General features: G+C 70.7%; 17 protein-coding genes and 1 other RNA gene. 9 read left to right on the top strand and 9 right to left on the bottom strand.

The features are described from left to right. Nucleotides 1-4 precede the first annotated feature (4 nt). On the top strand, nt 5-2437 hold the full coding sequence (locus tag AAG801_RS15575; protein WP_341889193.1) for a protein kinase: 2433 nt from the start codon (nt 5-7) through the stop codon (nt 2435-2437). A 19-nt stretch (nt 2438-2456) separates the two neighbouring features. Here the strand turns inward: AAG801_RS15575 and ffs are convergent. Then, nucleotides 2457-2554, bottom strand: an RNA gene (gene ffs / locus AAG801_RS15570) — signal recognition particle sRNA small type. 593 nt (nt 2555-3147) lie between these two features. Next, nucleotides 3148-4287: an AIR synthase-related protein gene (locus AAG801_RS15565; RefSeq protein ID WP_341889179.1), complete on the bottom strand. Its 1140-nt coding sequence runs from the start codon at nt 4285-4287 to the stop codon at nt 3148-3150. A 76-nt stretch (nt 4288-4363) separates the two neighbouring features. On the opposite strand from AAG801_RS15565, the gene dnaX reads away from it, so the two are divergent. Genes dnaX through recR form a run of 3 tightly spaced genes read left to right on the top strand, consistent with a single transcriptional unit; the run spans nt 4364 to nt 7128 of the window. Next, entirely contained in the window at nt 4364-6187 is a 1824-nt protein-coding gene (gene dnaX / locus AAG801_RS15560) for a DNA polymerase III subunit gamma/tau (protein ID WP_341889192.1), read from the top strand. A gap of 19 nt (nt 6188-6206) precedes the next feature. After that, nucleotides 6207-6533 carry a YbaB/EbfC family nucleoid-associated protein gene (locus tag AAG801_RS15555; RefSeq protein ID WP_341889178.1) on the top strand — a complete coding sequence of 109 codons (327 nt, stop codon included), beginning with the start codon at nt 6207-6209 and terminating at the stop codon, nt 6531-6533. 7 nt (nt 6534-6540) lie between these two features. Next, entirely contained in the window at nt 6541-7128 is a 588-nt protein-coding gene (gene recR, locus AAG801_RS15550) for a recombination mediator RecR (protein ID WP_341889177.1), read from the top strand. A gap of 13 nt (nt 7129-7141) precedes the next feature. Here recR and AAG801_RS15545 read toward each other — a convergent pair whose 3' ends face one another. Both AAG801_RS15545 and gloB read right to left on the bottom strand, forming a co-directional pair. After that, nucleotides 7142-8737, bottom strand: coding sequence for a transglycosylase SLT domain-containing protein (locus AAG801_RS15545; protein ID WP_341889176.1), 1596 nt, complete (start codon nt 8735-8737; stop codon nt 7142-7144). Further along, nucleotides 8734-9507, bottom strand: coding sequence for a hydroxyacylglutathione hydrolase (gloB, locus tag AAG801_RS15540; RefSeq protein ID WP_341889175.1), 774 nt, complete (start codon nt 9505-9507; stop codon nt 8734-8736). The genes AAG801_RS15545 and gloB overlap by 4 nt, the downstream gene beginning before the upstream one ends. 25 nt (nt 9508-9532) lie before the next feature. On the opposite strand from gloB, the gene AAG801_RS15535 reads away from it, so the two are divergent. From AAG801_RS15535 to AAG801_RS15520, 4 genes are all read left to right on the top strand, one after another. Further along, nucleotides 9533-10315, top strand: coding sequence for a methyltransferase domain-containing protein (locus AAG801_RS15535; RefSeq protein ID WP_341889174.1), 783 nt, complete (start codon nt 9533-9535; stop codon nt 10313-10315). Continuing rightward, complete coding sequence (gene rnhA, locus AAG801_RS15530) at nt 10312-10773, top strand: ribonuclease HI (protein WP_341889173.1); 462 nt, start codon at nt 10312-10314, stop codon at nt 10771-10773. Before AAG801_RS15535 ends, rnhA begins: the two co-directional genes overlap by 4 nt. A 76-nt stretch (nt 10774-10849) precedes the next feature. Further along, nucleotides 10850-12031: an efflux RND transporter periplasmic adaptor subunit gene (locus tag AAG801_RS15525; protein ID WP_341889172.1), complete on the top strand. Its 1182-nt coding sequence runs from the start codon at nt 10850-10852 to the stop codon at nt 12029-12031. Nucleotides 12032-12043: 12 nt separating this feature from the next. After that, nucleotides 12044-15133, top strand: a complete 3090-nt coding sequence (locus AAG801_RS15520) for an efflux RND transporter permease subunit (protein WP_341889171.1) — start codon at nt 12044-12046, stop codon at nt 15131-15133. A gap of 18 nt (nt 15134-15151) precedes the next feature. Here the strand turns inward: AAG801_RS15520 and AAG801_RS15515 are convergent, their stop codons facing one another. From AAG801_RS15515 to AAG801_RS15495, 5 genes are all read right to left on the bottom strand, one after another. Then, nucleotides 15152-15439: a late competence development ComFB family protein gene (locus tag AAG801_RS15515; protein WP_341889170.1), complete on the bottom strand. Its 288-nt coding sequence runs from the start codon at nt 15437-15439 to the stop codon at nt 15152-15154. 109 nt (nt 15440-15548) lie between these two features. Next, the gene (gene nadC / locus AAG801_RS15510) at nt 15549-16415 is read right to left on the bottom strand and encodes a carboxylating nicotinate-nucleotide diphosphorylase (protein WP_341889169.1); all 867 of its coding nucleotides are present in this window, start codon (nt 16413-16415) and stop codon (nt 15549-15551) included. A gap of 2 nt (nt 16416-16417) precedes the next feature. After that, a complete protein-coding gene (nadA, locus tag AAG801_RS15505; RefSeq protein WP_341889168.1) occupies nt 16418-17524 on the bottom strand; it encodes a quinolinate synthase NadA in 1107 nt (368 codons plus the stop codon). Nucleotides 17525-17563: 39 nt separating this feature from the next. Then, nucleotides 17564-18814 carry a hypothetical protein gene (locus tag AAG801_RS15500; protein ID WP_341889167.1) on the bottom strand — a complete coding sequence of 417 codons (1251 nt, stop codon included), beginning with the start codon at nt 18812-18814 and terminating at the stop codon, nt 17564-17566. A gap of 140 nt (nt 18815-18954) precedes the next feature. Next, entirely contained in the window at nt 18955-19791 is an 837-nt protein-coding gene (locus AAG801_RS15495) for a helix-turn-helix transcriptional regulator (protein ID WP_341889166.1), read from the bottom strand. A gap of 90 nt (nt 19792-19881) precedes the next feature. Here AAG801_RS15495 and AAG801_RS15490 point away from each other — a divergent pair. Then, a partial coding sequence (locus tag AAG801_RS15490) for an MFS transporter (protein WP_341889165.1) occupies nt 19882-21050 on the top strand: 1169 nt, incomplete at its 3' end.

Genomic DNA, 21050 nt, shown 5'->3' with positions numbered 1-21050 from the left:
CGCCGTGCTCGCTGCCGCACCCGCCGGCCGGCTCGGCCGCTTCGAACTGCGCCGGGTGATCGGCAAGGGCGCGCAGGCCAGCGTCTGGCTCGGCTTCGACCCGCGCCTGGAGCGCGAGGTCGCCATCAAGGTCATCACCGCCGGCGCCGACGTCGACCCGCAGGACATCACCCACTGGCTGCAGGAGGCGCGCAGCGTCAGCCGCCTGACGCACCCGAACATCGTCCCGGTGTTCGAGGCCGACGTGCAGGACGGGCGGCCGTATCTCGTCTTCGAGTATGTGCCCGGGCGCACGCTCGCCGAGCACCTGCGTGCGCGCGGCAGCCTGCCGCCGCACGAGGCGCTGGCGCTGATGCTGGGCGTGCTCGACGCGCTGCAGACCGCGCACGCCGCCGGGGTGGTGCACCGCGACCTGAAGCCTTCGAACATCCTCGTCGACGGTAACGGCCGTGCGCGGGTGATGGACTTCGGCATCGCCGCGCGGCTGCAGGAGGGCCAGCGCCCGGCTGGGCAGGGGCTGATCGTCGGCACGCCGAACTACATGTCGCCCGAGGCCACGCAGGGCGCGGCGCCGAAGCCGGCGATGGACGTGTTCGCCGCCGGCCTGGTGCTGGTGGAAATGCTCGCCGGCCAGGCGCTGGTCAAGGACCGCGACCCATACCGGGCGATGCAGCGCATCGCCCAGCAGGACCTGGCGCTGCCGGCCGAGTTGCCCTCGACCGTCGACGACAGCCTGCGCGCAGCCCTGCGCCGCGCGATCGCCCGCGACCCGGCGCAGCGCTTCGCCGACGCCGCGGCCTTCGCCGATGGTCTGCGCCAGTGGATGACGCCGCGCTCCGGCGAGGCGGAGGCGGCCTCCGGCAACAGCGGCACGCTGGAGTTCCTGCTGCGGCGCATGCGCCACAAGAGCGACTTCCCGGCGCTGTCCGACTCGGTGGCACGCATCCAGCGCATCGCCACCTCCGAGCACGAGAGCCTGGCCAGCCTGTCCAACGAGATCCTCAAGGACGTGGCGCTGACCAACAAGCTGCTGCGCCTGGTCAACACCGCGCACTACTCGCATGCCGGCGGCGGCAGCATCAGCACGGTGTCGCGCGCGGTCGCGCTGGTCGGTTTCGCCGGCATCCGCAACATGGCGCTGAGCCTGGTGCTGCTCGAGCACATGCAGGACAAGGGCCACGCCAACCAGCTCAAGGAAGAGTTCCTGCGCGCGCTGATGGCCGGCTCGCTGGCCGGTGAACTCTGCCGCGTCCCGCGCGACGGCGAGGAGGCCTTCATCGGCGCGATGTTCCAGAACCTCGGCCGGCTGCTCACCGAGTACTACTTTCCCGAGGAAGCGGGGCAGATCCGCAGCATCGTCGCCACCGGTCAGCGTGATGCTGCCTCGCACGCGGCGATCGTGCAGGCCGAGACGGCGGCGTCGATCAGCGTGCTCGGCCTGAGCTTCGAGGACCTGGGCCTGGGCATCGCGAAGAACTGGGGCCTGCCCGACAACCTGCAGCGCTGCATGCGGCGCCCCGAAGGCGAGCCGCCGGCGCGGGTGCCGGACAAGCCCGGCGAGCGGCTGCGCTGGCTGGCGCTGGCCGCCAACGAACTGACCGACACCATGCTGCGCACCGAGGGCGACCCGACGGCACGGCTGGCCGGCGTGGCCGAGCGCCATGCGCGCGGCATCGGCCTGACGGTGCGCGACATCCAGGCGGCCACCGAGCAGGCGCGGCAGCGCCTGGCGCAGGCCGCGCAGGCGATGAACCTGCAGGTGGCTTCGGGCTCGCCGGCGCGGCGCTTGCTGGCCACCATCGTGGTCGACCCGCCGAAGAGCGCGGCGGATGCCGACTCGCTGACGCCGCACAGCCTGCAGGCGACCGTGGCGGCCTTCGAGGCCACTCGTGTCGAGGCGCCGAAGGCCGAACCGGTGCGCGAGAACGCTGCCGATGTTCTGGCCGCCGGCATCGCCGACATCACCAACTCGATGGTCGACAGCTTCAAACTCAACGAAGTGCTGCGCATGATCCTCGAGACCATGTTCCGCGCGCTGGGTTTCCGCCGCATCGTGTTCTGTCTGCGCGATGCCAAGACCGAGACGCTGACCGGCCGTTTCGGCCTGGGCGAGGGTGTGGAGGCGGTCGCGGCGCAGTTCAAGGTGCCGCTCAAGGGCGGCACCGACCTGTTCGCCGCGGTCTGCGCCAAGGGCGCAGACACGCTGATCAGCGATGCCACCGTGGCCAACATCGAGGCGCGCCTGCCGGCCTGGTACCGCAGCGGCGTGCGCGCGCCGGCCTTCCTGCTGCTGCCGCTGATGATCAAGGGCGCGCCCTTCGCGCTGATCTACGCCGACAAGGCGGCGCCGGGCGGGATCGAACTGGGTGAGAAGGAACTGTCGCTGCTGCGCACCTTGCGCAACCAGGCCGTGATGGCCTTCAAGCAAGCGAATTGAGCCAAGGCGGCTCTGGAGGGGTGACGAGCCTTACCCCCGGCACTGGTTGCAACGCTTAGGGCTGCTTGGTTCCCCACCTGACCCGGTTGGGCGCGCTCCCATGCGGGGAGGCCCGTCGAGGTGCATTGTAGGCGAGGGTCGCGCTGGCTTTCGTTGGCAGACCGCTCATGTGGACTTCACACGGATCAACGAAGGCACAGGCAGTTGCCATCCTCTTGCGGCCCTGCGCGGTCGCTGGAGATTTGCTCATGCCGAGATCGGAGAGGCAGCGCCGTGGCCAGGCCCGTGTTCTCCGGCCCACGCTCGCGGGCGACCACCGAGCACGGCAGCCCCAACCTCATCAACACCCTCTCCACATGCCCCCGCCAGGGCGGCCGCGAATGGGACCTGCGCCCCCAGGCCCAACCACCGCCCTGCCGCTGCGCTCGTGGGGCGTGTCGATGAAGACCTCGGTGCCGGTCGGGGTGGGTGGTTCGGGTGTGCGAGCGCAGGCCCCATTCGCGGTCGCCCTGGCGGTGAGGTGAAGACGCGGTGTTGACGAGATCAGCTGTGCAGGCCTCGGTGGCCGCCCGCGAGCGTGGGCCGGAGAGCGCACACCCGGACCACCCGCCGCGCGCCAGCGGTGGCATGAACTGAAATCGCAACGACCACCCAGGGCCGCGAGAGGCACATCCTTCGCGGACGGGTAGTTCCATGAAAGCGGCTGGGACTCAGCGCAGCTGCAGCGCGTCGTCGCCCCACTCGATTCCCAGCGGCTCGACGACCAGCCGCTTCGGCCCGGCTTCGATGTGGCCGGCGACCATCGCGGCGATGCCCTGCGCCTGGGCGATCTCGACGCAGCGCTGCGCCTCGTCGGCGGCGACGAACAGCGCGAAGCCCGCGCCCATGTTCAGCGTGCCGTAGGCCTCCTGGTCGTCCTGCTGCGCCTGCTGCTGAATGAACTTCAGCACCGGCGGCACCGGCGGCACGGCGTGGATGCGGTAGGTGAAGGTCGACGGGTGGCGCAGCAGCTTGCGCCAGCCATGCCCGGTGATGTTGGCGCTGTAGTGCGGCACGATGCCGGCGCGGGCGAGCGCTTCGGTGACCGGTGAGTAGAGCAGCGTCGGCGCGAGAAGCGCCTCGCCGTAGCTCAGGCCCGGCGCCACCTCGGTGAGGTAACCCTGCGGCAGCCGCTCGACCAGCTTGCGCGCCAGGCTCAGGCCGTTGGCATGGATGCCGCTGGAGGCGAGCAGCACGATCGCATCGCCGGCGGCGAGCTTGTCGCCGACCGACAGGCGCGACTTCGGATTGACGATGCCGGTGCAACTCGCCGCGAGATCGATGCGGCCGGCTTCGACGATGCCGGCCAGCGCCGGTGTCTCGCCGCCGCCCCAGGCCACGCCGCAGGTGTCGCAGGCCTGCTTCCAGCCGGCCACCAGCGCCTGCGCACGCTGCGCGTCTCCGAACCAGTCGGAGCCGCCGGCGGCCCAGTAGGCCTGCACCACCAGCGGCGTGGCGCCGACGGTGATCAGGTCGTTGATCGCCATCGCGATCGTGTCCTGTGCGATCGAGTCGTAGAAGCTGCGGCCGGTCAGTGCCTTCATCTCGTCGGCGACCAGCGCCTTCGAGCCGAGGCACTCCACGATGCTGGCCAGGTAGAAGGGCCCGACGTCGACCACGTAGGCCGACTCGCCGCGCGAGGCAGCAATCTCGCTGAAGCCGTGCACTGCGAGGTTGCCTGCGGTGGCTGCGGCGGCGCGCTGCGCGGCCACCTTCAGCGGGTCGATCAGGTCGTAGTTGACGCCGGCCTGTTCGTAGCTGAGCGTCCCGCCGGCGGCGGTGGAGGAATCGGGGCGGGCGGCGTCGGTCATGGGGCGCGATTATCGGCCAGCGGCTCGCGGCGAGCCGCGCGCGAACGGCGCGGAGGCGCCCCGTAGAATGAGCCGCATGAGTTACCTGGTGCTCGCCCGCAAGTACCGTCCACGCAGCTTCGAGGCGATGGTCGGGCAGGAGCACGTCGTGCAGGCGCTGTCCAACGCCCTGACGCAGCAAAGGCTGCACCACGCCTACCTGTTCACCGGCACGCGCGGCGTCGGCAAGACGACCGTCTCGCGCATCCTGGCCAAGTCGCTGAACTGCACCGGTGCAGACGGCTCGGGCGGCATCACCGCGCAGCCCTGTGGCGTGTGCGATGCCTGCCGCGACATCGACGCCGGCCGCTTCGTCGACTATGTCGAGCTCGACGCTGCCTCCAACCGCGGTGTCGAGGAGATCTCGCAGCTGCTCGACCAGGCCGTCTACAAGCCGGTGCTTGGGCGCTTCAAGGTCTACATGATCGACGAAGTGCACATGCTCTCGAACACCGCGTTCAACGCGATGCTCAAGACGCTGGAGGAGCCGCCGGACTACCTCAAGTTCGTGCTGGCCACGACCGACCCGCAGAAGGTGCCGCCGACGGTGCTGTCGCGCTGCCTGCAGTTCAACCTGCGGCCGATGGCGCCGCAGACGGTGCAGGAGCACCTGGCCACCGTGCTGGCCGAAGAAGGCATCGCTGCCGATCCCGGCGCATTGCGCCTGCTGGCCCGTGCAGCGCGCGGCTCGATGCGCGACGCGCTGTCGCTGACCGACCAGGCGATTGCCTTCGGCGCCGGTGCGCTGGCCGAGGCCGGTGTGCGGCAGATGCTCGGCGCGGTCGACCGCGGCCACGCGGTGCGGCTGGTCGAGGTGCTCGCCGCCGGCGATGGCAAGGCGGTGGTGGCCTCGGTCGACGGGCTGCGTGCGCTCGGCCTGTCGGCCACCGGCACGCTGGAGGAGATGGCCGCGCTGCTGCAGCAGATGGCAGTGCAGCAGGCCGTGCCCGGGGCACTGGATGCGAACGATCCCGACACATCGGCCATCGAGCGGCTCGCCGCCGCGCTGCCGGCGGACGAGACGCAGCTGCTCTACAGCATCGTCGTGCATGGCCGCGCCGAACTGGCGCTGGCGCCGGACGAGTACAGCGGCCTGGTGATGGTGCTGCTGCGCATGCTGGCGTTCCGGCCGGCCGGATCGGGCGCTGCCGAGCGGCCGGCACCGCGTGCCGCGCCTTCCGCCGCACCGGTGTCGCGCGCGCCCGCGGCGGCCCAGCCGGCCGTCGTCACTCCCGCACCGGCACTGCGGGTGCCCGCGGCGCGCCAGGCGCAAGCGCCCGCGGCGCGAGCGATCGTGCCGCGGTCCAGCCAGCCGGTGGTGGCGAATTCGCCCGAGCCGCCACCCTGGGTCGACGCGCCGGACGAGTTCGACGGCGCCGAGCCCGAGCCCGAGGCCGCGCCGGCCGCGCGGGCCGTGCCCGAGCCGATGCCGCGCGCCGACGCCCCGCGCCTGGTCACCACGCCGCTGGGCGACCGCTGGGCGGCGCAGGTGCGTGCGCTGTGCGAGAGCGGTGCCATTGGCGCGCTGGTGCGCGAGCTGGCGCTGCAGTCGCAGTGCACCGCGATCGACGAGGCGGCTTCGCCGGCGTGCTGGACGCTGCGTGTCGAGCGCGAGATGCTGCGCAGCACCGCCAACGTCGACAAGCTGCAGGCGGCGCTGGCGGGGGCGCTCGGCCAGCCGGTGCAGCTGCGGGTCGAAGCCGGTGTCGCCGAGGATTCGCCGGCGCGGCGCGATGCCGCCGAGCGCGCCCGCCGCCAGGCCGAGGCCGAGCAGATCATCCACGACGACCCGCTGGTGCGGGCCCTGATGGCGCAGTACACGACGGCGCGCATCGTGCCCGGATCGGTGAAGCCGCATTGATTCCCAAGGAGCATCCACGATGATGAAGAACCAGCTGGCCGGCCTGATGAAGCAGGCCCAGGCGATGCAGGACAACCTGAAGAAGGCGCAGGAGGAGCTGGCGCTGATCGAGGTCGAGGGCCTGTCCGGCGCCGGCCTGGTGAAGGTCACGATGACCTGCAAGCACGACGTCAAGCGCGTCGCCATCGACCCGAGCCTGCTCGCCGACGACAAGGACATGCTCGAAGACCTGGTGGCCGCGGCCTTCAACGACGCGATCCGCCGCGCCGAGGAAGTCAGCCAGGAGAAGATGGGCAAGCTGACGGCGGGCATGCCGATGCCGCCCGGGATGAAGTTCCCGTTCTGAGCATTTCGTGCCCGGTTCATCTCTCGACGCGCTGATCGACGCGCTGCGCCGCCTGCCCGGCATCGGCGTGAAGTCGGCGCAGCGCCTGGCCTTCCACCTGCTGCAGCACGACCGCGACGGCGCCCAGCGCCTGGCCACGGCGCTGCAGTCGGCCTGCGTGAGCGTGCGCCACTGCGAGCGCTGCCACACCTTCACCGAGGCGCCGGTGTGCGACATCTGCCTCGATCCGCAGCGCGACACCCGGTTGCTGTGCGTCGTCGAGACGCCAGCCGACCAGGCGGCGCTGGAGCGCACCGGCAGCTACCGCGGCCTGTACTTCGTGCTGATGGGGCGCATCAGCCCGCTGGACGGCGTGGGCACGCGCGAGATCGGCGTGGCCGAGCTGCTGCGCCGCGCCACCGACGGTGCCACCGAGGAAGTGATCATCGCCACCAGCTTCACCGCCGAGGGCGAGGCGACGGCCCACGTGCTGGCCGAGGCGCTCAAGTCGCGCGGCTTGAAGGCCACACGGTTGGCGCGCGGCGTGCCGATCGGCAGCGAGCTGGAGTACGTCGACCTGGGCACCATCGCCCATGCGCTGAGCGACCGGCGCTGAGCGCCGCAGCCTGTCAGCGCTTCTTCGCGCGCTTGGCGGTCTTGGTGGCGGCGCTGCCGCTCTTGCGCGCCGGCTTGTGCACGACGGTCTTGGCCGCGGCCGACTTGCGCACCACCTTGGTCGACGCCTTGGCACTGCGCGGTGCCTTCTGCGCCACGTAGACGACGATGGACTGACCGGGCCGGAAGCGTGCGCCCGGGCTGACGCCGTTCCACTGCGCCACCTGCGAAGCGCTGACGCGGTAACGCTTCGCCACACTGGCCACGCTCTCGCGCTTGCCGGCCTTCAGCGCCACGCGGCGCATCGCCCGGCCTTCGGGTGCCAGCGCCATCATGGCGTTGTCGGCCAGGTGCTCGGGCACGTCGGCCTGGCGGTGCGGGCTGCGCGGCACCAGCAGCGTCGAACCGGCCCGCACCAGCATGCGCGGCGGAATGTCGTTGACGTCGCGCAGCTCGGCTTCTTCCATGCCGACCAGATCGGCTGCCTCGGCCGGCTTCAGCGTCTTCGGCGCCACCCAGGCCGTCCAACTGGCCAGCGGGCCGCGGTGCTGCGGCAGCGCACGCACGAAGTGGTTGGCGTTGTCGTAGGGCAGCAGCACCTGCGGCGTGCCGGCGGCCAGGATCACCGGCCGGTTCATCTGCGGGTTGAGCGCGCGGAACTCGTCCAGTGACAGCTGCGCCAGGCTGGCGGCCAGCTCGACGTCGATGTCGCGCTCGATGCCGACGGCGAGGAAGTACGGGTGGTTGGCCAGCACTGGCAGCTCGAGGCCGAAGTCGGCCGGCCGCGCGACGATGTTCTTCACCGCCTGCAGCTTGGGCACGTACCAGCGCGTCTCGTCGGGCATGCGCAGGCTCTCGTAGTCTGTCGCCTTGCCGGCACGGCGGTTCTTCGCGATCGCACGCTGCACGTTGCCTTCGCCCCAGTTGTAGGCGGCCAGCGCGAGATGCCAGTCGTCGAACATGTCGTGCAGGCGCTGCAGGTAGTCGAGCGCGGCGCGTGTCGAGTCGAGCACGCTGCGACGGTCGTCGCGGAAGACGTTCTGTCGCAGTTCGAAGTGGCGCCCGGTGGCCGGCATGAACTGCCACATGCCCGAGGCCTTGGCCGAGGACATCGCCTGCGGGTTGAAGGCGCTCTCGATGAAGGGCAGCAGCGCGAGTTCGGTCGGCATGCCGCGCTTCTCGACCTCCTCGACGATGTGGAACAGGTAGCGGCTGCCGCGCTCGGTCATGCGCTGCACGTAGTCGGGTCGCGTCGCGTACCAGCGTTCGCGGTCGCGCACCAGCGGCCCGTCGAGGTCGGTCAGCACGAAACCGTCCCGCACGCGCTGCCAGAGATCGAGCTGCGCGGAGCGGTCGTCGAGGTCGAGGCGCTGCTCGGGGCGCAGCGGGTCGACGGCCGGCGGTGTGGGCGCCGGCGACTCCGGTTCTGCTGGCTGCGCCGGCTCGGTGGCCGGCGGTGAGGGTGGCGTGGTCGATTGCGCCGGCTCGACCACTGTGGCGGGCTCGGCCGGCGCGGCGGCAGGGTCGACCGCCGTGGTGGCGCAGCCGGCCAGCACCGACAGCGCCAGCCAGAGCGCGGCGAACCCGGTCGCCTGGGGAAATCGATTCATCGGAAGTCGTTCTTCCAGCGACGCAGCGCGGCGAACACCGCAGGGGCCTGCTCGCCGCTCGCACCCTGCGCGACCGCGGCGCCCACCACCTCGGGGGCATCGCAGCGCAGGAAAGGGTTGATCTCGCGCTCGACGCCGATGCGCGAGGGCAGCGTCGGCTGCCCACCGGCGCGCAGCGCCTCGCACTGCGCGCTGTAGCGCGTCAGTGCCTCGTTGCCCGGCTCGACCGCCCGCGCGAACTTCAGGTTGGACAGCGTGTACTCGTGGGCGCAGCACACCCGCGTGTCGCCGGGCAGGGCCGCCAGGCGCGACAGCGAAGCGTGCATCTGCTCGGGCGTGCCCTCGAACAGTCGGCCGCAACCACCGGAGAACAGCGTGTCGCCGCAGAAGAGGATCGGCGCCTGATCGCTCCCACCCGCGTGAAAGTAGGCGATGTGGCCGGCGGTGTGGCCGGGCACGTCGATGACCGTGAACGGCAGGCCGAGCACCTCGATGTGCTCAGCGTCGCCGAGCGGCACATACGGCGAGGGAATGTCCTCGCGGCGCGGCCCGTAGACCGGGCCGTGCAGGCGATCGCGCAGGGCATCCACGCCGCCGACATGGTCGCCGTGGTGGTGCGTCACTAGAATCGCCGCCAGCGCCAGATGCAGCGCGTCGAGCGCAGCCCGCACCGGCGCTGCCTCACCTGGGTCGACGACCACGGCGTTCGCGCCGTCGTGCAGCATCCAGATGTAGTTGTCGGTGAAGGCGGGCAGGGCAATCAGATTCATGGCGCAAGGCGAGCGAATTATAGGTTTGGCCTCCTGGCTCGCGACGCCGGCAGGGCGATACCTGCTCGCGTGGGAGCAACACCACCTCGATGCGGCCGTCGCCGACCTGTTCGGTTTCCATGCCCTGCAGCTCGGGCTGCCCGAGCTCGACGCGCTGCGCAACAACCGCATGCCGCATCGCTGGGTGGCCACCGACGGCACGCCGGGCCTGGATGCCGCCGAAGCGCTGCCGCGCGCTGCCGTGGCGCTGCAACTCGACTTCGACGCCTTGCCCTTCGACAGCGCCAGCCTCGACCTCGTCGTGCTGCCGCACACGCTCGAGCTGGCGCGCGACCCGCACCAGACCCTGCGCGAGGTCGAACGCGTGCTGCGCCCCGAGGGCCGCGTGGTGGTGGTCGGCTTCAACCCGGCCAGCCTGTGGGGGTTGCGCCAGCGGCTGGGTCGCATGCGCCTGGGCGTGGGACTGGGCAAGAACAAGCCGCTGTTCCTGCCCGACGGCGGCGAGTTCCTCGGCTACCGGCGCCTGCGCGACTGGCTGCAACTGCTCAGCTTCGAGGTCGAGTCGGGGCGTTTCGGCTGCTACCGCCTGCCGGTGGTGTCGGAACGCTGGCTGCAGCGCTGCGACTGGATGGACGGCTCCGGCGAACGCTGGTGGCCGGTGTTCGGCGCGGCCTACTTCGTCGTCGCCGTCAAGCGCGTGCGCGGCATGCGACTGGTCGGCCTGGTGCGCGACCAGCGCCAGCGCAGCAAGGCGGCGGCCGTGATCGCCACCCACAAGCGCCGCGAGCGCGAGAAAGAAGTTGCATGACTGTGTCGACGCCGGCGCTCAAGCGCCCGCACGTGATCATCTACACCGATGGCGCCTGCAAGGGCAACCCGGGCAAGGGCGGCTGGGGGGCCTGGCTGGCCACCGGCGAGCACGAGAAGGAGCTGTTCGGCGGCGAGTTGATGACAACGAATAACCGCATGGAACTGACTGCGGTGATCGAGGCTCTGGCATCACTCAAGCGCACCTGCGACGTGACGGTGCACACCGACAGCGAGTACGTGCGCAAGGGCATCACCGAGTGGATCCACGGCTGGAAGCAGCGCGGCTGGAAGACGGCCGACAAGAAGCCGGTGAAGAACGCCGATCTGTGGCAGCGCCTCGATGCGCTGCGCCAGCTGCACCACGTCGAGTGGCGCTGGGTGAAGGGGCATTCCGGCGAGCCAGGCAACGAGCGCGCCGACGCGCTGGCCAACCGGGGCGTCGAGACGCAGAAGTGATGGTTGATCAGGCTGTGGGCCCAGACGCCGAGGGCTACAGTCCGGGCAGAACAATCACAGCAACGAAGGCAGCCGCGTGAAGACGTTCCATACGGTCATCGCCGTGGTCGGCATCGCCGCCGCCAGTGTGGCGGCGTGGTGGTTCCAGCACCGCGACAACGCGACGCCTGCGGCGTCGCTGGCCGCGCCGGGTGCCGCGTCGGGGCCTGCCACGACCTCGGGCGCCAGCGGCGGGCCGTTCGCCGTCGAGGTGGCACGCGCCAGCGCCGCGCGCATCGAGGACGACGCGCAATCGGTCGGCTCGATGCGCTCGCGCCAGGGTGTGATGCTGCGTCCCGAGGTGAGCGGCCGGGTCGCCCGCATCGGCTTCGGCGATGGCCAGCGCGTCAAGCGCGGCCAGTTGCTCGTCCAGCTCGACGACACGCTGCAGCGCGCACAGCTTCAGCAGGCCCAGGCGCAGGCCAGCATCGCCCGCACCAACCTGCAGCGCAACCGCGAGCTGCAGGCGCAGAACTTCGTCAGCGCCAGCGCGGTCGACCAGAGCGCGGCCTCGCTCGAGGTCGCCGAGGCGCAGGTTGCGCTCGCCCAGGCGCAGCTCGAGCGCATGCGCATCGTCTCGCCCTTCGACGGCGTGGCCGGCATCGCCACGGTCAACCTGGGCGACTACGTCAAGGACGGCGCCGACCTCGTCAACATCGAGGACGCCTCGTCGATGTCGGTCGACTTCCGACTGCCCGAGCGCTACCTCGCTCGCCTGAAGCCGGGGCAGCCCGTCGAGGTGCAGGTCGATGCGCTGCCGGGGCGCAGCTTCAGCGGGCGCATCGATGCGGTCGACTCGCAGGTCGACGCCAACGGGCGTTCGCTGCTCGTGCGGGCCCGCCTGCCCAATCCTCAGGGCGAACTGAAGGCAGGCATGTTCGCGCGGGCGCGCACGGTGTTCGCGGTGCGCGAGCGGGCGGTGGTCGTTCCGGAGGAGGCTCTGGTGCCGCAGGGCGGCCGACAGTACCTGGTCAAGGTGGTCGACGGCCCGGCGGGCCCGGTGTCGCAGCGCATCGAGGCGCGGCTGGGCGTTCGCCTGCCGGGGCGCGTCGAGATCCTCGAAGGCGTCGCCGTCGGCGACCTTGTCGTCACGGCCGGCCAGGCGCGGCTGATGCGCGGTGATGGCCTGCCGCTGCGCGTCGTGGAGGTCGGCGGCGCAGCGCCGGCCACGCCCGCCACGCCGGCACGGGCCGCTTCGGGCGTGCGCTCGGCGGTCTGAGGGGGCCTTGCGATGAAGCTGTCCGAGACCTCGATCCGCCGGCCCGTCTTCGCGACGGTCATGTCGCTGCTGCTGGTGCTGGTCGGCGCGGTGTCGTTCCAGGGCCTGCAGGTGCGCGAGTACCCGCGCATCGACGAGCCGGTGGTCAATGTCAGGACGGTGCTGACCGGCGCGTCCTCCGAGGTCATCGAGGCGCAGGTCACCAAGCCGCTGGAGGACTCGATCTCCGGCATCGAGGGCATCGACATCATCACCTCGGTGTCACGCTCCGAGCAGAGCCAGATCACCGCCCGCTTCAAGCTCAGCAAGAGCCCGGAAGATGCCGCGGCAGACGTGCGCGACCGCGTCTCGCGCGTGCGTGCGCGCCTGCCCGACGCGATCGACGAGCCGGTGATCTCCAAGGTCGAGGCCGATGCCACGCCGACCGTCTGGCTGGCCTTCAGCAGCGAGTCGCTCTCGCCGCTGGAGATCACCGATCTGATCACCCGCATCGTCAAGCCGCGGCTGCAGACCGTGCCCGGCGTGGCCGACGTCAACATCAACGGCGACCGGCAGTTCTCGATGCGCATCTGGATCGACCCGGACAAGCTCGCCGCCTTCCGGCTGACGGTGCAGGACGTCGAGGATGCACTGCGCAAGCAGAACCTCGAGGTGCCGGCCGGGCGCATCGAGAGCCAGCAGCGCGAGTTCAGCGTCACCGCGCAGACCGACCTGAGCACGCCGGCGCAGTTCGGCGAGATCGCGCTGAAGAGTGCCAGTGGCTACGTGGTGCGGCTGCGCGACGTCGCGCGCATCGAGCAGGCGGCCGCGAGCGAACGCTCGGCGGTGCGCCTGAACGGCGTGCCCGCGGTGTCGATGGGCGTGATCCGCCAGGCCACCGCCAACCCGCTCGAGGTGGCGGCCGGCGTGCGCGACGTGATCCCGAAGATCCAGCAGGACCTGCCTGCCGGCGTGCGTGTGCAGCAGGCCAACGACAACTCGGTGTTCATCGACCGCTCGATCAAGTCGGTCTACACCACCATCGCCGAGGCGGTGCTGCTGGTCGCGCTGGTGGTGTTCCTGTTCCTGCGCACGCTGCGCGCTTCGATCATCCCGCTGGTCACGATTCCGGTCAGCCTGATCGGGGCCTTCGCGCTGATGGCGGTGGCCGGTTTCACCATCAACACGCTGACGCTGCTCGCCCTGGTGCTGGCCATCGGCCTGGTGGTCGACGACGCGATCGTCGTGCTGGAGAACATCTTCCGCCACGTCGAGGAGGGCCTGACGCCGTTCCAGGCGGCGCTCAAGGGCGCCAAGGAAGTCGGCTTCGCGGTCGTCGCGATGACCATGACGCTGGCCGCGGTGTTCGCGCCGCTGGCCTTCACGCCCGGGCGCACCGGGCGGCTGTTCGTCGAGTTCGCGCTGACGCTGGCCGGCGCGGTGATCGTCTCCGGCTTCGTCGCGCTGACGCTGACGCCGATGATGTGCAGCAAGCTGCTGCGCCACGAGCCGGCGCCGAACCGCTTCGACCGGCTGATGGAGGCGGTGCTGGTGAGCATCGGCCAGCGCTACGAGAGCGCCCTGCGCTGGGTGCTGCTGCGCCGCTGGCTGGTGCTCGTGGTCATGCTGTCCTCGGGTGTGGCGAGCTGGGTGCTGTTCAAGAACGCGCGCAGCGAACTGGCCCCGGTCGAGGACCGCGGCGTGATCTTCACCTCGGTCAACGCGCCAGACGGCTCGACGCTCGAGTACACGCAGCGCTACCTGCAGGCGATCGAACGCATCGGCATGTCCTACCCGGAGTTCGACCGGGTCTTCGTGGTCACCGGCAACCCATCGGTGTCGCAGGGCATCGCCATCCTGCGCACGGTCGACTGGACCGAGCGCCAGCGTTCCACCCAGCAGCTGGCGCGCGAACTGCAGCCTAAGTTCGCGATGCTGCCCGGCGTCACCGCCTTCCCTGTCACGCCGCCTTCGCTCGGCCAGGGCTTCCGCGAGCGGCCGATCAACTTCGTGCTGGTCAGCTCCGACAGCTACGCCAACATGTCGCAGGTGGCGCAGCAGATGGTCGCCGAGATGGCGAAGAACCCCGGCATCGTGCAGCCCGACGTCGATCTTCGCTTGAACAAGCCGGAGCTGTTCATCCAGGTCGATCGCGAGCGCGCCGCCGACGCCGGCATCGACGTCGACCAGGTCGCGCGCACCATCGAAACCCTGCTCGGCGGCCGCAACGTGACGCGCTACAAGCGCAATGCCGAGCAGTACGACGTGATCGTGCAGACCGAGAGCCGCGGACGCACCACACCGGAGGACATCGACCGCATGTTCGTTCGCGGCCGCGCCGACGCCACCGGCACGGCACCGATGGTGCCGCTGGCCTCGCTGGTCAAGGTGACCGAGTCGGTCAGCCCGCGCGAACTGAACCACTTCAACCAGCGCCGCTCGGTGACCATCACCGCCAACCTCGCGCCAGGCTATGCGCTGGGCGACGCGCTGCAGTTCATGGATACGACCGCCGCCAGCGTGCTCAAGCCGGGCTACTCGACCGAACTCAATGGCGTGTCGCGCGAGTTCCGCTCGTCCAGCGGCGCGCTCGGCCTGGTGTTCGTGCTGGCGCTGCTGTTTATCTTCCTGGTGCTGTCGGCGCAGTTCGAGAGCTTCGTCGACCCGTTCGTGATCATGCTGGCGGTGCCGCTGTCGATGGTCGGCGCGCTCGGTGCCATGCACCTGACCGGCGGCACGCTGAACGTCTATTCGCAGATCGGCCTGATCACGCTGGTCGGCCTGATCACCAAGCACGGCATCCTGATCGTCGAGTTCAGCAACCAGTTGCGCCAGCAGGGCCGCGATCTGAACTCGGCGGTGATCGAGGCAGCGGCGCTGCGCCTGCGTCCGATCCTGATGACCACCGCGGCGATGGTGCTGGGGGCCCTGCCGCTGGCGCTGGCCAGCGGCGCGGGCGCCGAGAGCCGTCAGCAGATCGGCTGGGTGATCGTCGGCGGCATGAGCTTGGGCACGTTGCTGACCATCTTCGTCGTGCCGACGATGTACACGTTGTTCGCACGCCGGTCGATTCCCGGCGAGATCACCACGCCGGAGGCCGGCGAGGCCGCGCCGGCGCACTGAAGGCGGCTGCGTTCCCGCTCAGGCCCGCGCGCGCATCGCCTTGCGCGCCTGCACGAACTCGAAGGCGAAGCCGACCGCGGCGGCGATGGCCAGTTCGTTGTCGCTGCGCTCCTTGTCCGTCAGGTAGAAGGCGAAGTCGACCTCGTGGCGGATGTAGCGCGGCGGCAGCTTGTTCAGCGCCACGCAGGCGATGTCGGCCAGCAGTTCGGGCGTGGCCAGGTGCGGGAAGCGCGCCGACTGGGCCTTGACGGCCTCGAACACGGCGCGCTCGTGGTGGTTGAAGATGGTCTCGAAATCGGCGCTCATGGCAGGGCCTCGCGGTTCGGCGGTGCTGGCCAGTGTGCGTTGGTGCTGCCTTCGCGGAAGGCCGAAAAGCGCGGTCGTGGCGGCGCAGTTCGGGCGATGGCCAGGTTCGTCAGAGCCGCTCGATCACGCGCATCGACAGATCGACCGCGCGCACGTTCTTGGTCAGTGCGCCGATCGAGATGCGGTCCACGCCGGTGGCGGCGATGTCGCGCAACTGCTCGAGCAGCACCCCGCCGGAAACCTCCAGCTCGGCGCGGCTGGCGTTGATGGCCACGGCCTCGCGCATCGCCTCGGGCTCGAAGTTGTCGAGCATGATGCTGGTGGCGCCGTGCTTCAGCGCCTCGGCGAGCTGGGCGAGTGTCTCGACCTCGATCTGGATCTCCACGCCGGCGTTCAGTGCGCGCGCCTGCGCCAGCACCTGCGCGATGCCGCCAGCCGCGGCGATGTGGTTCTCCTTGATCAGGATGCCGTGCCACAGCGCGAGGCGCTGGTTGCGCCCGCCACCGATCCGCACCGCGTACTTTTGCGCCTGGCGCAGTCCGGGCAGGGTCTTGCGCGTGTCGAGGATGGCGCAGCCGCGCGGGTTGGGCGAGGCGCCGGCGATCGCATCGACATGCGCTCGCGTCAGCGTCGCGGTGGCCGAGAGCAGCTGCAGGAAGTTCAGCGCGGGGCGCTCGGCGGAGAGCAGGGCGCGTGCGTTGGCCTCGATCTCGCACAGCGTGGCGCCGGCCGCGACCCGATCGCCTTCGCGCGCCAGCCAGTCGATGCGCGCGCCGGCGTCCAGCGTGCGCACGCAGCCGTCGAACCAGTCGCGGCCGCACAGCACGGCGTCCTCGCGCACGATCACGCGCGAGCGCACGCGCTGCGCGGCCGGCACCAGCATCGCCGTCCAGTCGCCGCGGCCGATGTCCTCGGCCAATGCGTCGCGAATGTTGCGCGCCCGCGCCTGCTCCAGTGTCTCGTTCTGTTCGAACATGCTCAGGCGGCGCCGATGTTCTTCACCAGGCCCGTCTTGGTGATGCTGCCCGGGTGCTTCGCGGTGAAGTCGAGCATGCGCTCGATGCAGCCCAGCGCCTTGGCGCGCACCGGCTCGTCGACGAAGATCTCGCCGCTGCCGCTCTCCAGTGCCTGCACCACGCCCTGCAGCGCGTTCATCGCCATCCAGGGGCAGTGCGCGCAGCTCTTGCACGTGGCGCTGCGGCCGGCGGTCGGCGCCTCGAGCAGCGTCTTGCCCGGCGCGAGCTGGCGGATGCGGTGCATCAGGCCGTTGTCGGTGGCAATGATGAAGGTCTTTGCGTCGCTGTTGAGCACCGCGTTGAGGATCTGCGTCGTCGAGCCGACCACGTCGGCCTGCGCAACCACGCTCTGCGGCGATTCGGGATGCACCAGCACCTTGGCGCCAGGGTGTTCCTTGCGAAACAGGTCGAGCTCGATGCCCTTGAACTCGTCGTGCACGATGCACTCGCCGTGCCAGGTGAGCATGTCGGCGCCGGTCTGCTCCTGGATGTAGCGGCCGAGGTGGCGGTCGGGTGCCCACAGGATCTTCTCGCCGCGCGCCTTGAGGTGCTCGACGATGGCCAGCGCGCAGGAGCTGGTCACCATCCAGTCGGCGCGCGCCTTCACCGCGGCGCTGGTGTTGGCGTAGACGACCACCGTGCGGTCCGGGTGGGCGTCGCAGAAGGCGGCGAACTGGTCGGGCGGGCAGCCCAGATCGAGCGAGCAGGTCGCGTCGAGGTCGGGCATCAGCACGCGCTTGTCGGGCGACAGGATCTTGGCCGACTCGCCCATGAACCGCACGCCGGCCACCACCAGCGTCTTCGCTGCATGGTCACGGCCGAAGCGTGCCATCTCCAGCGAGTCGGCGACGCAGCCGCCGGTCTCCAGCGCCAGGTCCTGCAGGTCGCCGTCGACGTAGTAGTGCGCCACCAGCACGGCGCCGTGCTGCTTCAGCAAGGCGGCGGCGCGGGCCTTCCATTCGCGGCGCTGGTCGGGCGTCAGTGCCTCGGGCACCTTGGCCCAGGCGTGGGCGACGCAGCTGGCGCCGCTGGCGTCCTGTTGCGTGTAGTCGTAGAGAACTTGACTCATGCGGCGATGTTAGGCCACTCCCGTGGCCGCCGCCGCGCCTCAGAGCAAGGCCTTGTCGAGCTCCATCAGCTTGTAGCGCGCCAGCGGCAGGTTGGTGCGCTGGCGGTCGAGCAGGGCGACGACGAAGACCTCGGGGTAGCGCGAGATCACGCGCATCACCTGCTGGCGTGCACCGGTGCTGGTCATGATCTCCTCGACCGGGCCGCCCAGGCCCATCGCGGTCGACGAGGCGCGGTGGTCGCGCAGGATCTGCGCACAGGCGGCGCCGATCACGTCCATGTCCACCGGCTGGTCCTCGCGCAGTTCGCGGGCGAGCACCAGGCCGGTGGTCGCGTCCACCGCAGCGCAGCCGAGCATGCCCTCGAGCGGCAGCATGTCGGCCAGCGCCTGGCGGGCGCGCGCCGGGTCGAGCACCGCGCGGCCCAGGCGTGCCACTGGTGCCGCGACCGTCTTGATCGGCTGCGGCGGTGCGGACAGGTCCGCCACCTTGAATGCGTACTCGGGGCTGGCCGGCTTCGCTTCCCAGGCCGGCTGCAGCTTGACCAGGTTCCAGATGCCGAGCATCGCGTTCCACACCGCCGAGGCGCTGATCAGCGGCTCGTCGATCACGTGCACCTGCAGGCGCTGCGGCCAGCGCACCGCGGCGATCTTGTTGGCGATCCACACCGCGTTGGGCGGCAGCATGAACAGCAGGTTGGGGCAGCGCCAGGCCGGCAGTTGCGTGGCATCGGCGAGCGAGGCGAGCAGGGCGTCGATCGCGTGCGGCTGCATCGGGCCGACGATCACCGCGGTCAGGTGGCTGTGTTCCATCAGCGCCACCGGGATCTCGGCGTTGTCGTGGCCCGGCGCACGCACGTCGGCGTGGTAGAGGTTGAGCTTCTCCTCGTGGCGGCGCACGAGGCTGGTGCGCTCGATCACCGCGAGCGTCTTCAGCGTGGTGTGCTCGCGCAGGTGCAGACGCTCGACCGGCTGGCCCCCAGCGTCGGACAGCGCCTTGATCACCGCCGAGGCCCACACGCCGGTCGGGTCGAGCAGGGTGATCTGGCGCGTGGCGGTGCCCAGATCGGCACGCGTGGCGGCGAAGTGCTCGCGGATGGCCGCCGCGGGCGAACCGGTGACGACCAGGTCGCGCACATGGCGGTCGACCATCTGGCCGCGCTCGTTCACCTCGGTGGCCACGCTCTCCAGGATGGCGGTGGCTGCGAAGCCACCGTCGGTTTCGTCCGCCGTGGCGGCGCGCAGGCGTGGATCCTCGGCGGGACCGAGTTCCCCGAACAACGACTTGAGCATGATGTTTTCCCCTGCGGCAGCGCTGGCGTTCGTGCCAGTCACGACGACGCCCAGCCTACGTGCGCCTCCAGCGGCCATTGTCGCGGCAGATGGAAGAAGTGTTGCAAAGCGTGAATGGCGCCCCCCAGGGATGGGGTGGATCAGGCGAAGAAGTGCGTCGGCGGCGCTCCGAGCGTGCGCTTGACCATCGCGGTGAAGGCGCTGGCGCTGGCGTAGCCCAGTTCGGCGGCGATGGTGGCCATCGGCAGCTTGCGCGCCGACAGCGTCAGCGCGTGGGCCAGCAGCACCTGCTGGCGCCATTGCAGGAAGGTCGTGCCCAGCTCGCTGCGGAACAGCCGCGCCACCGTGCGCGGGCTGGCGTCGGCATGCTGCGCCCACTCGGCCAGCGAGTTCCAGCGGGTCGGCTCGTCGAGCACCGCCTCGCAGAGCTGGCGCAGGCGCTTGTCGCGCGGCAGGTCGACGCCCAGGCGCACCGGCGCGGCGCGGCGCAGCTCGTCGAGGATCAGCGCGGCCAGGCTGGCTTCGCGCTCATCCTGCCCGCCCGGCCGGCCCGTTCCGGCTGCAGTGTCGAGGTGCGCCACCAGTTCGCGCAGCAGGGGCGAGACCTCGAGCACGCGGCACTCGGTCCAGCGCTGGAACGGTGTTTCGGCGGCGTCGCCGAAGAAGCGCGCCGCCGGGTGCACGTAGAGCGTGCGGATCTCGGCGTCCTCCAGCACCGTCACGACGTGCTCGACGCCCGGCGGAATCCACAGCGCGCGCGTCGGCGGCACGAGGTAGGTGCCGTCGCCGGCATTCATGCGGATCACCCCGGTGGCCGACATCGCGACCTGCGCCCATGGGTGGCTGTGCGGGTCGACGCGCGTCGCCGCGGCCAGCCGGCGCAGCTTGGCGCGCAGCGGCCGCGCCGGCGTGGGCGCATAGGCCAGCGGGTCGATCGGCGGCACGCTGGTGCGGCGTGGGCGGCTGGCGGACGGCATTGGCAGGATCTCGACAGACATTGACGCACTATCGTAACTGCGACGGTGTGCCGGCGCCTAGAGTGCGTGCATCGCACTCCCGCCGTCTCGATGACCACCGCCACCGCCTCCCTGCGCGACGACGCCCGCACCATCGCCCTGATCGGCCTGGCGCACGGCACCTCGCACTTCTTCCACATGCTGCTGCCGCCGCTGTTCCCGCTGTTCATCCACGACTTCGGGCTGAGCTACTCCGAACTCGGGCTGCTGGTCAGCACCTTCTTCGTCATCTCCGGCATCGGCCAGGCGCTGGCCGGCTTCCTGGTCGATCGCGTCGGCGCGCGGCCGGTGCTGTTCGCGGCGCTGGCCTGCTTTGCGCTCGCCGCCACGGTGGCTGCGACGGCGCAGGGTTATGCCGGGCTGCTGCTGGCGGCGGCTTTGTCGGGCCTGGGCAACTCGCCGTTCCATCCGGTCGACTTCACCATCCTCAACAAGCGTGTGTCGACGCCGCGTCTCGGCCACGCCTTCTCGGTGCACGGCATCTCCGGCAACCTGGGCTGGGCCGCAGCGCCGGTGTTCATGACCGCGATCACCGCCGCCACCGGCTCCTGGCGCTGGGCTGCAGCGGGTGCGGCGGTCTGGGCACTGCTGGTGCTCGCCACGCTGCTGTGGAACCGGCGCGCGATCGACGATCGCTCGGTGAGCTGGCCGCATCAGGCGTCGGCAGCGGCACAGGGCGCGGCCGTCGAGCATCCGCTGGCCTTCCTGCGCCTGCCTTCCGTGTGGCTGTGCTTCTCGTTCTTCTTCTGGTCGACCTGTGCGCTGTCGGCGATGCAGAGCTTCGCCGGGCCGGCGCTGCAGCAACTGCACGACCTGCCGCTGTCCATCACCTCCTTCGTCGTCACCGGGTTCATGCTGTGCGGTGCTGCCGGCATGGTGGTCGGTGGCTTCCTCGCAGCGCGTGGCGAGCGGCTGGAGCGCACCATCGGCGCCTGCCTGCTCGGCGCGGCGCTGCTGTTGTTCCTCGCCGGCCTGCCCAGCCTGCCGGGCATGCTGGCGGCGGCGCTGGCCGCGCTGGCCGGCTTCGGCACAGGCCTGGCCGGGCCGTCGCGCGACATGCTGATCAAGCGTGCCGCACCACCGGGCGCCACCGGCCGCGTGTACGGCACGGTGTACTCGGGGCTGGACCTCGGCTTCGCGCTGGCCGCCCCGGTGTTCGGTGCGCTGCTCGACCATGGTTCGCCCTCGGCGGTGTTCAGCGGTGCGGCGCTGGCGCTGGT

Source organism: Variovorax sp. YR752 (assembly GCF_943372545.1).
The sequence above is the reverse complement of the archived record's forward strand: the minus strand, read 5'-3'. Positions and strand labels throughout refer to the sequence as shown.